Source organism: Actinomadura flavalba DSM 45200, assembly GCF_000374305.1.
GTDB classification, from domain to species: domain Bacteria; phylum Actinomycetota; class Actinomycetes; order Streptosporangiales; family Streptosporangiaceae; genus Spirillospora; species Spirillospora flavalba.
Window position 1 is genome coordinate 1 of record NZ_KB894102.1, and the last position, 12,262, is coordinate 12,262.

Below are 12,262 nucleotides of genomic sequence, written 5' to 3' on the forward strand. Positions count from 1 at the left end.
ACCAAACCTTGAAGGATCGAAATCCCAGCAAACACCAAACCCGAACAACCCGGGCCCAGCGTATTGCCTCAAAGAAATCCCCAGCCAGCCACTCAAACGCGACCGACCTCGAGGGTACGGCCCGGAACAATCCGGACCGCTATAAAGGCACTGGCTTTTAACACGCTGTTGAGTTCTCAAGAAACGGACACCCACCGCGCTCCACCCGCTCACGCGAGCCTCGCTCCGGGGCAACCCTTCAATCTTACCCGATTCGTCCTGTTAGGCCAAATCTGGGCGTCTCGTCCTGTTTCACTCTCCGAACACGCGTCAACGACTCGTTTCCGAGGAGTTCATCAGGGCTTCCCCCGGAGTCGGCCGCCTTGTCGGCGTCCCGCTCCCCCGTGGGGCGTGTAGAACATTAGGGTCCTCCTCGACCTTCGTCAAATCGACGGCGCGGACGGCGCGCGGCCCGCCCGCACACCGGTCCGCGCGCCCCGGAACCGGAGCGCAGGTCTCGTGCCCCGGCGACCTTCGGCGAGGCGCGCACGCCTCGCCTCCGGCCCGGCTTGCGGGACAGACGGTCAGTCCTCGCGGATATAGCAGTCCGACACGTAGCCCTCGACCTTCGTGCGGTTGTTGATGACGTACGTCCAGTGGTCCTTGACCTCGCCGTTCGGGCAGGTGACCTGGTCGGCCCAGTGCTGCCCGCCGTTCCAGGTGTAACGGTCGCCCGGGTTGCCGTGGCCGCGGACGTGCCCGTCGCGGCGCGGCGTGGCGCGAATCCTGACGCCGCGGACGGTGAAGTCGCCGGTGGGCGGCCCGGCCATGGCGCCGTCGGGCACGGCCGCCGGGGCCGGGCGGAGCGGGACGGGTGCGGCGTTCGCCGGGGCGGGCGTGAGGAGCGCCGTTCCCACGGTGAGCGACGCCGCCGCGAGCACGATGACGCGCGCACGGTTCATGGTGTGTTCCTCCGATGGAGAGATGCGGCCGGTGTCGCGCCGGAGCGCGCGCGTGGTCACGGGCACGGCCCCAGCGGGCCGGCGTCGTCGTGCAGCAGAAGGTTGATGTCGGCATAGCCCCGGACCCTGCCGCGGTCGGTCGTCAGGTAGAGCCACCGGTAGGGCCCGGAGTGGCCGGGGTGGGCGTAACAGTGCGAGGTGAACGCCTCCCCCGCGTAGCCCTTGCCGTTGACGCGGAAGTTCGTGCCGGGCCCGTTGCGGATGTTGACGCCGTCGACGACGAAGTGGCCGCGCCGATCGGCCTTGGCCGTCGCGGGTGCCGAGGCGTGGGCGGCGGGCGGTACGGCGGTGGCGAGCCCGATCGCGGCGGTCAGCGCCCAGAGGGCGGCCGACCTGGTGCGCGGGCGCTTGATCACGTGCATGGATGCGCTCCTTGCGGTCGTTGAACCTGTACTCATATTCTGGGTTCGTACGACTACTCAGAGCTACATGCGCAAGGAGGAACTTCGACTACACCGAAGGGTTGACCCGTCACGGGAAGTCATACCCGGGGTGGTCATCCTTTCGTGGGACGGACGGGCGGACCAGACGGAAATGCCGGGTTCCCGACCGCCCGAAGGCGAACGGGAACCCGGCATGAGGACGCTGATCTGCGGCCGGTGGCGTAGGCGTCAGGCGGGGGTGCCCAGCTCCGCCCCGCCGACGTTGCGCTTGCCGCGCCGCAGCACCAGGTACCGCCCGTGCAGAAGGTCGTCGGCGGCGGGAACGGCGTCCTCCGCCTCGACCTTGGCGTTGTTCAGGTACGCGCCGCCCTGCTGGATCGCGCGGCGGGCCTCGGACTTGCTCTTGCACAGGCCCGACGCGACGAGCAGGTCCGCGACCGGCGGCAGCGCGCCGGACGGCAGTGCGGCGCGGGGCACCTCGGCCAGCGCCGAGCGCAGCGTGCGCTCGTCCAGCTCGTCCAGCGAGCCCTGGCCGAACAGGGCGCGGGACGCGGCGATGACGCGCGCCGTCTCGTCGGCGCCGTGGACGAGGGTGGTCATCTCCTCGGCCAGCGCCCGCTGCGGCGCCCGCGCCGCCGGACGTTCCGCGCCCTCCTTGACCAGCGCCTCGATCTCCTCCCGCGAGCGGAACGAGAAGACCTTCAGGTACTTCTCGACGTCCCGGTCGTCGGCGTTGATCCAGAACTGGTAGAAGGCGTACGGCGACGTCAGCTCGGGGTCGAGCCAGTACGTCTCGCCGCCGGCGGTCTTGCCGAACTTGGAGCCGTCGGCCTTGGTGAGCAGCGGGGTGGTCAGCGCGTGGGCGGAGCCGCCGTCGGCGCGCCGGACGAGTTCGACGCCCGCGGTGAGGTTGCCCCACTGGTCGCTGCCGCCGGTCTGGAGGCGGCAGCCGTACCGCCGGTACAGCTCCAGGAAGTCCATGGACTGGAGCAGGACGTAGCTGAACTCGGTGTAGCTCATGCCGCTGGTGTCGAGACGCGACTTGACGGTCTCGCGGGCGAGCATGCGGTTCACCGGGAAGTGCTTGCCGACGTCGCGCAGGAACTCGATGGCGGTCATGGGGCCGGTCCAGTCGAGGTTGCTGACCATGAGCGCGCCCGTGGGCCCGTCGTCGAACCGCAGGAACCGCGACACCTGGCCGTGGATGCGTTCGACCCAGCCCGCGACGGTCTCCTCGGAGTTCAGGACGCGTTCGGCGCTCTTGCCGCTCGGGTCGCCGATGAGGCCGGTGGCGCCGCCGACGAGCCCGATGGGCTTGTGCCCGGCCTGCTGGAAGCGTCGCAGCGTGAGGATCTGGATGAGGTTGCCGAGGTGCAGCGACGGCGCCGTCGGGTCGAACCCGCAATAGAGCGTGACCGGCCCCGCGGCGAGCAGGGCCCGCAGTTCACTCAGATCGGTGGACTGCGCGATGAGATCGCGCCAGGCGAGATCGTCCAGGATGTCGGTCACGGTGGCTCTCTTTGTCGGGGTCGGGTCCGTCCCAGGATCGGGGACGGACGTCAGGGAACGCTATCGAGTTTTCAGGGACGCGCCGGACGCCGCCGCGGCACGTGCGCGCGGTACTGCGAGACGGTCGGGTCGCCGTCGATCCAGAACCGCCACGGGGTGTCCTTGGCGCCGGTGACGCCGACGCGGGGTCCGGACGCGACGGACGCCGGGTCGATCTCGTCGCCCGCCAGAATCCGCAGCGGTCCGGCCGCGCAGACGTCCAGCCCGTTCTGCTCGCGGGCGATGCCGAGCGCCTTGCACAGCCGCGCCGGGCCGCGCGCGAGGTCGCGGACCGTCGACCGCCCGCGCCGTTCCACCGCGACGGGCTCCCCCGCGACGATCCGCCCGGCGCGCAGCAGCACCGCCGACGCCGTGCCGTCCGGCCCGCAGACGAGGTTCACGCAGAAGTGCATCCCGTAGGTGAAGTACACGTACGCGTGGCCGGGCGGCCCGAACATCACCTCGGTGCGCGGCGTGCGCCCCCGGTAGGCGTGCGACGCCGGGTCGAGCGGCCCGGCGTACGCCTCGGTCTCGGTGATGCGGGCCGCGACGGCGCCGCCCGGGGTGTCGTGCACGAGGACGTGGCCGAGCAGCGCCGGCGCGACCTCCTCGACCGGGCGGTCGAAGAAGCCGCGCGGCAGCGGCGGACGGGTCAAGCTCAGGACTCCGCGGCCCAGGCGGCGTGCTCGTCGACCTGCCCGCGCAGCGTCGCGATCTGCTCGCGGACGCGTTCGGGCGCGGTGCCCCCGTACGCCTTGCGCGACGCCAGCGCGCCCTGCACGTTCAGGACCTCGCGGACGTCGGGCGTGAGGTGCGGGGACACCTTGGCCAGCTCGTCGTCGGTGAGGTCGTCGAAGTCCTTGTCGTTGACCTGGCACCAGACGACGAGGTGCCCGACGACCTCGTGCGCGTCGCGGAAGGCGACGCCGCGCCGGACGAGCAGTTCGGCCAGGTCGGTGGCGAGCGCGAACCCGTCGGGGGCGAGGGCTTCGAGGCGCTCGGTGTTGACGCGCATCGTGGCGATCAGCCCGGACATCGCGGGCAGGACGAGCAGCAGCGTCTCGACGGCGTCGAAGGCGCCCTCCTTGTCCTCCTGGAGGTCGCGGTTGTAGGTGAGCGGCAGGCCCTTGAGCGTGGTGAGCAGCCCGACGAGGTGGCCGATGAGCCGCCCGGCCTTGCCGCGCGCGAGCTCGGCGACGTCGGGGTTCTTCTTCTGCGGCATGATCGACGACCCGGTGGCGTAGGTGTCGTCCATCTCGATCCAGCGGAACTCCTGCGAGGCCCACAGGACGACCTCTTCGCCGAGCCGCGAGAGGTGCACGCCGATGAGGGCGGCGGCGAAGAGGAACTCGGCGACGAAGTCGCGGTCGCTGACGGCGTCCATGGAGTTGGGCGCGGCGGCGTCGAAGCCGAGTTCGGCGGCGGTGGCCTGCGGGTCGAGCGGCAGCGACGATCCGGCCAGGGCGCCGGAGCCGAGCGGGGACACCGAGGCGCGGCGGTCCCAGTCGCGCAGCCGGTCGATGTCGCGGGTGAGCGGCTGGACGTGCGCGAGGAGCTGGTGCGAGAACAGCACGGGCTGGGCGTGCTGGAGGTGGGTCATGCCGGGGGCGGCGACGCCGAGGTTGTGCTCGGCCTGCGCGATGAGCGCGGTCTCCAGCTCGACGAGCCGCGAGACGATCTGCCGGGCGTGGTCGCGCAGGTACAGGCGCAGGTCGGTGGCGACCTGGTCGTTGCGGCTGCGGCCGGCGCGGAGCTTGCCGCCGAGGGCGCCGAGACGTTCCAGCAGGCCGCGCTCCAGCGCGGTGTGCACGTCCTCGTCGGCGACGGTGGGCCGGAAGTCGCCGGCGCGGCAGGCGGTCTCCAGGTCGTCGAGGGCGCCGATCATGCGCTCCAGCTCGTCGTCGGTGAGCAGCCCCGCCCGGTTGAGGACGCGGGCGTGCGCGCGCGAGCCCAGGAGGTCGTAGGGGGCGAGCCGCCAGTCGAACTGGACGCTCACCGACAGCCGGGCGAGCGCGTCCGACGGGCCGCCTTCGAACCGGCCGCCCCACAGACGCGTCGGTGCCTTGGTCACGAGATTCCTCTTCTTCCCACCGCTGATGCCAGGTCGTTGTACCGCACCGGATTACACCCGGCGCGGGGCTTACGCCAAACCGCGCGCCGGGATCGGGCGATCCCGGCGCGCGGACGGCAGGGGCTCAGCCCTGCGCGCGGTCCCGCATCGCGGCGATCTTGCTGGGCAGGCTCCACAGTTCGACGAAGCCCTTGGCGAGGCTCTGGTCGAAGGTGTCGCCGGTGTCGTAGGTGGCCAGGTCGTAGCTGTACAGGGACGCCTCGCTGCGCCGTCCGGTGACGACGGCCTTGCCGCCGTGCAGGGTGAGCCGGACGTCGCCGGACACCTGCTTCTGCGCGTCGGCGATGAAGGCGTCCAGGGAGTCCTTGAGCGGCGAGAACCACAGGCCGTCGTAGACCAGCTCGCCCCACCGCTGGTCGACCGAGCGCTTGAACCGGGCCAGGTCGCGTTCGACGGTGACGTTCTCCAGCTCCATGTGCGCGGTGATGAGCGCGATGGCGGCGGGGGCCTCGTACACCTCGCGGCTCTTGATGCCGACGAGCCGGTCCTCGACCATGTCGATGCGGCCGATGCCCTGGGCGCCCGCGCGCCGGTTCAGCTCCTCGATGACCTGGTACGGGGTGAGGGCGCGGCCGTCGAGGGCGACGGGAACGCCGCCCTCGAAGGTGATGACGACCTCGTCGGCCTCGCGCGGCTGGGCGGGGTCGGCGGTGTAGGCGTACAGGTCCTCGATGGGGCCGTTCCAGATGTCCTCCAGGAAGCCGGTCTCGACGGCGCGGCCCCACAGGTTCTGGTCGATGGAGTAGGGCGACTTGGACGTGACGTCGATCGGCAGCCCCTTCTCCTCGGCGAAGGCGATGGCCTTGTCGCGCGTCCACGCGTAGTCGCGGGCGGGGGCGATGACCTTCAGCTCGGGGTGCAGGGCGGACAGCCCGGCCTCGAAGCGGACCTGGTCGTTGCCCTTGCCGGTGCAGCCGTGCGAGACGGTGGTGCCGCCGAACTTCTTGGCCGCCGACACCAGGTGCTTGACGATCAGCGGCCGGGACAGGCCGGACACCAGCGGGTACTTGTCCATGTAGAGGGCGTTGGCCTGGAGGGCCGGGACGCAGAAGTCCGCGGCGAACTCCTCCTTGGCGTCGATGACGACCGACTCCACCGCGCCGCAGGCCAGGGCCCGCTCGCGGATGGCGTCCATGTCCTCGCCGCCCTGGCCGAGGTCGACGGCCACCGCGATGACCTCGCCGCCGGTCTGCTCGGCGAGGTAGGGGATGGCGACGGAGGTGTCGAGGCCGCCGGAGTACGCGAGTACGACGCGCTCGCTCATGCTGTGTGCTCCTGAAAAGGGATGGTGGAAGGTCGGATGGGCGGTGCTGTCGGGGGCTGGGGCGGCGAGCCCCTAACTTCGTCGTTCGCGCCCGGCCGCGAGGCGCAGCAGGGAGCGGGCCACGTCCTCGCCGCCGTCCGGGTCGCGGGCGATGACGAGGATGGAGTCGTCGCCGGCGACGGTGCCGAGGATGGAGGTCCATTCGGCGTGGTCGATGGCGGACGCGAGGTACTGCGCGGCGCCCGGCGGGGTCCGCACGATGACCAGGTTGGCGGACGCCTCGGCGGAGACGAGCAGTTCGGCGGCGAGCCGGGTGAGCCGGCCGTCGAACGTCTCGGCGGCGCCGGTGCGGGTGCGCGGGATGCGCTCGCCGCCTTCGCCGGGGACGGCGTAGATGAGGCTGCCGTCGTCGGCGCGGAGCTTGACCGCGCCGATCTCGACCAGGTCGCGCGAGAGCGTGGCCTGGGTCACGTCGAGCCCGGCGTCGGCGAGGAGCTTGGCCAGTTCCGCCTGGGAGTGCACCGGGCGGCGCGTGAGCAGCTCGATCACCTTGGCGTGCCGGGCGGCCTTGGTCACCGGGGTCGTCATGGGGATCTCTCCAGGAGCCACGTGAGCAGCGCCTTCTGTGCGTGCAGACGGTTCTCGGCCTCGTCCCAGACGCGGCTGTGCGGACCGTCCAGGACGGACGCGGCGATCTCCTTGCCGCGATAGGCGGGCAGGCAGTGCAGCACGACCGCGTCGGACGCGGCGCGGGCGACCAGTGCCTCGTGCACAGCGTACGGCTCGTACAGCTCCGTGTCCTTGCCTTCTTGCCCCATGGACACCCACGTGTCGGTGGCGAGGACGTCGGCGCCGGTGGCGGCGTGCTCGGCGTCGGTGGTGACGGCGACCGATCCGCCGGTCTCCTTCGCGATGGCGGTGGCGCGTTCCACGACGTCGGGCAGGGGCGGCAGCTCGGACGGTGCCGCGACGCGGACGTGCATTCCGGCGGTGGCGCCGCCGAGGAGGTAGGAGTGGGCCATGTTGTTGGCGCCGTCGCCGAAGTAGGCGAGGGTCACCCCGGCGAGGGCGCCCTTGGCCTCGCGGATCGTCTGGAGGTCGGCCAGGACCTGGCAGGGGTGGAACTCGTCGGTGAGGGCGTTGACGACGGGCACGGTGGTGCCGGCGGCCATCTCCTCGATGCGCCGCTGCCCGGAGGTGCGCCAGACGATCGCGCTGACCTGGCGCTCCAGGACGCGGGCGGTGTCGGAGACGGGTTCGCCGCGGCCGAGCTGGCTGCCGCCCGCGTCCATGATGAGGGCGTGCCCGCCGAGTTCGGCGATGCCGACGGCGAACGAGACGCGGGTCCGGGTGGAGGGCTTGTCGAACAGGACGGCGACGGAGCGCGGGCCGTCCAGGGGGCGCCGGGCGAACCGGTCGGCCTTCAGCTCGGCGGCCAGGTCGAGCACCTGCGCCTGCTCGGCGGGGGTGAGGTCGTCGTCGCGGAGGAAGTGCCGGGCCATGGGTCAGCTCGCTTTCTGCGCGGCGTCGAGCACGGAGGGCAGCGCGGCCGTGAACGACCGGGCCTGCTCGGGGCTGAGGATGAGCGGCGGGGCGAGGCGGATCGCGCCGGGCTGGACGGCGTTGACGAGGAATCCGGCGTCGCGGGCGGCGGCCTCGACGGCGGGGGCGACGGCGTCGGCCAGGACGAGGCCGCGCCACAGTCCCCGGCCCCGGACGCCCGCGAGCAGCGGGTGGTCGACGTCGTTCAGGCCCTCGGCGAGGACGTCACCGACGGCGGTGGCGTGGGCGAGCAGCCCTTCGGCCTCGATGGTGTCCAGGACGGCGAGGGCCGCGGCGGCGGCGACGGGGTTGCCGCCGAAGGTGCTGCCGTGGTCGCCCTTGGCGAGGATCGCGCCGTGGTCACCGAAAGCCAGGCAGGCGCCGACGGGCAGGCCGCCGCCGAGGCCCTTGGCGAGGGTCAGCAGGTCGGGCCGGACGTCCTCGTGCTGGAAGGCGAACCAGGCGCCGGTGCGGCCGATGGCGGACTGGATCTCGTCCGCGACCAGCAGGGTGCCGGTGAGGTCGCAGATGTCGCGGGCTTCCGCGAGGTAGCCGTGCGGCGGCGGGACGACGCCGGCCTCACCCTGGGTGGGCTCCAGGAACACGGCGGCGCAGTCGTCGTTGACGTAGGCGCGCAGGGCGTCGGCGTCGCCGTAGGGGACGAACCGGACGTCGAGCGCGTAGGGCCCGAACGGCTCGCGGATCGAGGTCTTGCCGGTGAGCGACAGCGCGCCGAGCGTGCGGCCGTGGAAGCCGTTCTCGGTCGCGACGAAGAACCGGCGGCCGTGCGTCTTCCCGTACTTGATCGCGATCTTCAGCGCGGCCTCGTTGGCCTCGGTGCCGCTGTTGGACAGGAACACCCGCGCGCCGCCGCCCGCCAGCTCGACGAGCCGTTCGGCCAGCCGCACGGCGGGCTCGTTGACGAACAGGTTCGAGGTGTGCGCCAGCGTCGCGGCCTGGGCGGCGACGGCGCGCGCCAGCGCCGGGTGGGCGTGGCCGAGCGAGCTGACGGCGATGCCCGCGATGAGGTCGAGGTACTCGGTGCCGTCGGCGTCCCACACGCGGGCGCCCTCGCCGCGCACCAGCGCGACGGGCGGCACCCCGTAGTTCGGCATGAACGCGGCCTGGAACCGCGCCCGCAGGTCGGCGTTGCTCGTCATGCCAGGGCCTCCTCGGCCTGCGCCTCGGGGGTGGCGGCGCGCAGCGGGCTCGGCACGACCATCGTGCCGATGCCCTCGTCGGTGAAGATCTCCAGGAGCAGCGAGTGCAGGACGCGGCCGTCGAGCACGTGCGCCTGCGGGACGCCGCCGCGCACGGCGTGCAGGCACGCCTCCATCTTCGGCACCATGCCGGAGGTGAGCGTGGGCAGCAGCGCGGCCAGCTCGTCGGTGGTGAGGCTGTCGATGACGTCGTCGCTGTCGGGCCAGTCGGCGTACAGGCCCTCGACGTCGGTGAGGACGACGAGCTTGCTCGCGTCCAGCGCGACGGCGAGCGCGGCGGCGGCGGTGTCGGCGTTGACGTTGTAGATCTCGCCGTCGTCGCCGCGCGCGACGCTGGACACGACCGGGACGCGGCCGTCGTCCAGCAGCGCCTGCACGGCGCCGACCTGCACCTCGACGATCTCACCGACCTGGCCGATGTCGACGGGGACGCCGTCCACCAGGGCGTGCTTGCGCTCGGCGGTGAACAGGTTGGCGTCCTCGCCGGACATGCCGACGGCGAAGGAGCCGTGCCGGTTGATGAGCCCGACGACGTCGCGGCCGACCTGCCCGACCAGGACCATCCGGACGATCTCCATGGCCTCGGGCGTGGTGACGCGCAGCCCGGCGGTGAACGTCGACTCGATCCCGGCGCGCGTCAGCGCGGCGTTGATCTGGGGGCCGCCGCCGTGCACGATGACGGGCTTCAGCCCGGCGTAGCGCAGGAACACGATGTCCTCGGCGAAGGAGTGCCGCAGGCTCTCGTCGGTCATGGCGTGGCCGCCGTACTTGATGACGACGGTCTTGCCGTGGAAGCGCTCCAGCCACGGCAGTGCCTTGATCAGGGTCTCGGCCTTGGCCAGCGCGCCGGCCCGGCCGCCGCGCAGCGTAGTTCCCGTGGCGGCGGTCATGTCGAGTACGCCGAGTTCTCGTGGACGTACTCGGCCGTGAGGTCGGTCGTCCAGACGGTCGCGCTGTGCGGGCCCGCGGCCAGGTCGACGGTGATCGTCACGTCGCGGGGCCGCAGGTCGACCTTGTCGCGGTCGTCGCCGACCGAGCCGTTGCGGCACACCCACACGCCGTTGATCGCGACGTTGAGGTGGTCGGGCTCGAACACGGCGTCGGTGGTGCCGACGGCCGACAGCACCCGGCCCCAGTTGGGGTCCTCGCCGTGGATCGCGCACTTGAGCAGGTTGTTGCGGGCGACCGAGCGGCCCGCCGTCACGGCGTCGGCGACGCTGGCGGCGCCGACGACCTCGATCGCGATGGCCTTGGCGGCGCCCTCGGCGTCCACCAGGAGCTGGCGGGTGAGGTCGAGGCACAGGTCGGTGAGCAGCGCGGTGAACCCGGCCTCGTCCGGGGTGGTCCCGGACGCGCCGGACGCCATGAGCAGCACCGTGTCGTTGGTGGACAGGCAGCCGTCGGCGTCGAGCCGGTCGAGCGAGGCGCCGGTGGCGGCGCGCAGCGCGCGGTCCAGGACGTCGGCGGGCAGGTCGGCGTCGGTGGTGATCACGCAGAGCATCGTGGCGAGCGAGGGGGCGAGCATGCCCGCGCCCTTGGCCATGCCGCCGACGCGGTAGCCGCCCTCGCCCTGCCGGAAGGCGATCTTGGCGACGCTGTCGGTGGTGCGGATCGCGTCGGCGGCGGCCAGGCCGCCGTCGCCGCGCGACAGTTCGTCCACGGCGGCGCCGACGCCGGGTAGCAGCTTGTCCATGGGCAGCCGCACGCCGATGAGGCCGGTGGAGCAGACGGCGATCTCGCCCGCCGACGCGTCGAGCAGCTCGGCGGCCTTCTCGGCGGTGGCGTGGGTGTCCTGGAAGCCGGGCGCGCCGGTGCACGCGTTGGCGCCGCCGGAGTTCAGCACGACGGCGTGCAGGCGTCCGCCCGACACGACCTGCTGCGACCACAGGACCGGCGCGGCCTTGACGCGGTTGGCGGTGAAGACGCCGGCCGCGGCGCGGGACGGTCCGTCGTTGACGACGATGGCCAGGTCGCGGGCTCCGCTGTCCTTCAGCCCGGCGACGACGCCGGCGGCGCGGAACCCCAGGGGGGCGGTGACGCTCACGGGGACACTCCGATCGTGGTGAGTCCGGTCTCTTCGGGGAGGCCGAGGGCGAGGTTGGCGCTCTGCACGGCGCCTCCCCCGGTGCCCTTGGTGAGGTTGTCCAGGGCGGCGACGACGACGATCCGTCCGGCGCGCTCGTCCAGCGCGGCCTGCACGAGCACGCTGTTGGAGCCGAGCGTCATCGCCGTGGCGGGCCACTGGCCGTCGGGCAGCAGTTCGACGAACGGCTCGGCGGCGTAGGCGGCGGTGTAGGCGTCGCGCAGCGCGGCGGCGGTGAGGCCGGGGCGGGCGCGGACGTTGCAGGTGGCGAGGATGCCGCGGCTCATCGGCGCGAGCGTCGGGGTGAACGAGACCGTGACGGGCTCACCCGCGACGCCGCTGAGGTTCTGGATCATCTCGGGGGTGTGCCGGTGGACGCCGCCGACGCCGTAGGCCGACATCGAGCCCATCGTCTCGCTGCCGAGCAGGTGCGGTTTGGCGGCGCGGCCGGCGCCGGAGGTGCCGGAGGCGGCCACGACGACGACGTCGGGTTCGGCGATCCCGGCGGCGAACGCGGGGAACAGCGCGAGCGTGACGGTCGTCGGGTAGCAGCCGGGGACGGCGATGCGCCGGGCCTGCCGCAGCGCGTCGCGCTGGCCGGGCAGTTCGGGCAGGCCGTAGGGCCAGGTGCCCGCGTGCGGGGAGCCGTAGAAGTGCTCCCAGGCGGCGGCGTCGGTGAGCCGGAAGTCGGCGCCGCAGTCGACGACGAGCGCGTCGTCGCCGAGGTCGGCGGCGAGCGGGCCGGACTGGCCGTGCGGCAGCGCGAGGAAGACGACGTCGTGCCCGGCGAGGGTGTCGGGCGTGGTCGGGGCGAGGACGCGTCCGGCCAGCGAGCGCAGGTGCGGCTGGTGCGCGCCCAGCTCGGACCCGGCGTTGGACCCGGCGGTCAGGGTGCCGATCTCGAACTCGGGGTGCGCGGCGAGGAGGCGGAGGACTTCGCCGCCCGCGTACCCGCTGGCGCCGGCGACGGCGGCCCGGATTCCCATCTGCTTCTCACTGCCCTTCGACGGAGACAGCAAGAGTATGCATGAGAGTGGAAGAGTATTCAATCCAGAACCCGAAACCTCTCACGATCCGGGACGCTGGGGTC

At 72.5% G+C, this 12,262-nt stretch carries 12 protein-coding genes; all 12 read right to left on the minus strand.

Translation table 11 applies throughout. From position 1 onward, the window contains the following. Positions 1-563: 563 nt before the first annotated feature. The 12 genes from C229_RS0125550 to argC all read right to left on the minus strand — a co-directional run bounded on the left by C229_RS0125550 (position 564) and on the right by argC (position 12,158). A complete protein-coding gene (locus C229_RS0125550) occupies positions 564-941 on the minus strand; it encodes a hypothetical protein (RefSeq protein WP_155885053.1) in 378 nt (125 codons plus the stop codon). 56 nt (positions 942-997) lie between these two features. Further along, complete coding sequence (locus tag C229_RS0125555) at positions 998-1,363, minus strand: SH3 domain-containing protein (protein ID WP_018657963.1); 366 nt, start codon at positions 1,361-1,363, stop codon at positions 998-1,000. Positions 1,364-1,612: 249 nt separating this feature from the next. Beyond that, entirely contained in the window at positions 1,613-2,893 is a 1,281-nt protein-coding gene (gene tyrS, locus C229_RS0125560) for a tyrosine--tRNA ligase (protein ID WP_018657964.1), read from the minus strand. Positions 2,894-2,964: 71 nt separating this feature from the next. Then, positions 2,965-3,588 (minus strand): DNA-3-methyladenine glycosylase, encoded by a 624-nt coding sequence (locus tag C229_RS0125565; RefSeq protein ID WP_018657965.1) that lies wholly within the window; start codon positions 3,586-3,588, stop codon positions 2,965-2,967. A 2-nt stretch (positions 3,589-3,590) separates the two neighbouring features. Beyond that, positions 3,591-5,003 carry an argininosuccinate lyase gene (gene argH / locus C229_RS0125570; RefSeq protein WP_018657966.1) on the minus strand — a complete coding sequence of 471 codons (1,413 nt, stop codon included), beginning with the start codon at positions 5,001-5,003 and terminating at the stop codon, positions 3,591-3,593. A gap of 124 nt (positions 5,004-5,127) precedes the next feature. Next, entirely contained in the window at positions 5,128-6,327 is a 1,200-nt protein-coding gene (locus C229_RS0125575; RefSeq protein WP_018657967.1) for an argininosuccinate synthase, read from the minus strand. A gap of 72 nt (positions 6,328-6,399) precedes the next feature. Further along, a complete protein-coding gene (locus tag C229_RS0125580) occupies positions 6,400-6,915 on the minus strand; it encodes an arginine repressor (RefSeq protein WP_018657968.1) in 516 nt (171 codons plus the stop codon). Then, positions 6,912-7,829 carry an ornithine carbamoyltransferase gene (argF, locus tag C229_RS0125585; protein WP_018657969.1) on the minus strand — a complete coding sequence of 306 codons (918 nt, stop codon included), beginning with the start codon at positions 7,827-7,829 and terminating at the stop codon, positions 6,912-6,914. Before argF ends, C229_RS0125580 begins: the two co-directional genes overlap by 4 nt. Positions 7,830-7,832: 3 nt before the next feature. Then, complete coding sequence (locus C229_RS0125590) at positions 7,833-9,029, minus strand: acetylornithine transaminase (RefSeq protein ID WP_018657970.1); 1,197 nt, start codon at positions 9,027-9,029, stop codon at positions 7,833-7,835. Beyond that, complete coding sequence (gene argB, locus C229_RS0125595) at positions 9,026-9,979, minus strand: acetylglutamate kinase (protein ID WP_018657971.1); 954 nt, start codon at positions 9,977-9,979, stop codon at positions 9,026-9,028. Before argB ends, C229_RS0125590 begins: the two co-directional genes overlap by 4 nt. Further along, positions 9,976-11,133: a bifunctional glutamate N-acetyltransferase/amino-acid acetyltransferase ArgJ gene (argJ, locus tag C229_RS0125600; protein ID WP_018657972.1), complete on the minus strand. Its 1,158-nt coding sequence runs from the start codon at positions 11,131-11,133 to the stop codon at positions 9,976-9,978. Before argJ ends, argB begins: the two co-directional genes overlap by 4 nt. After that, on the minus strand, positions 11,130-12,158 hold the full coding sequence (gene argC, locus C229_RS0125605; RefSeq protein ID WP_018657973.1) for an N-acetyl-gamma-glutamyl-phosphate reductase: 1,029 nt from the start codon (positions 12,156-12,158) through the stop codon (positions 11,130-11,132). The genes argJ and argC overlap by 4 nt, the downstream gene beginning before the upstream one ends. Positions 12,159-12,262: the final 104 nt, after the last annotated feature.

What these genes read in the sequence shown, in the direction of transcription:
- C229_RS0125550 (WP_155885053.1), bottom strand. Translation starts at nt 941, where the DNA reads ATGAACCGTGCGCGCGTCATCGTGCTCGCGGCGGCGTCGCTCACCGTG.
- C229_RS0125555 (WP_018657963.1), bottom strand. Translation starts at nt 1,363, where the DNA reads ATGCACGTGATCAAGCGCCCGCGCACCAGGTCGGCCGCCCTCTGGGCG.
- C229_RS0125575 (WP_018657967.1), bottom strand. Translation starts at nt 6,327, where the DNA reads ATGAGCGAGCGCGTCGTACTCGCGTACTCCGGCGGCCTCGACACCTCC.
- C229_RS0125580 (WP_018657968.1), bottom strand. Translation starts at nt 6,915, where the DNA reads ATGACGACCCCGGTGACCAAGGCCGCCCGGCACGCCAAGGTGATCGAG.
- argF (WP_018657969.1), bottom strand. Translation starts at nt 7,829, where the DNA reads ATGGCCCGGCACTTCCTCCGCGACGACGACCTCACCCCCGCCGAGCAG.
- C229_RS0125590 (WP_018657970.1), bottom strand. Translation starts at nt 9,029, where the DNA reads ATGACGAGCAACGCCGACCTGCGGGCGCGGTTCCAGGCCGCGTTCATG.
- argB (WP_018657971.1), bottom strand. Translation starts at nt 9,979, where the DNA reads ATGACCGCCGCCACGGGAACTACGCTGCGCGGCGGCCGGGCCGGCGCG.
- argC (WP_018657973.1), bottom strand. Translation starts at nt 12,158, where the DNA reads ATGGGAATCCGGGCCGCCGTCGCCGGCGCCAGCGGGTACGCGGGCGGC.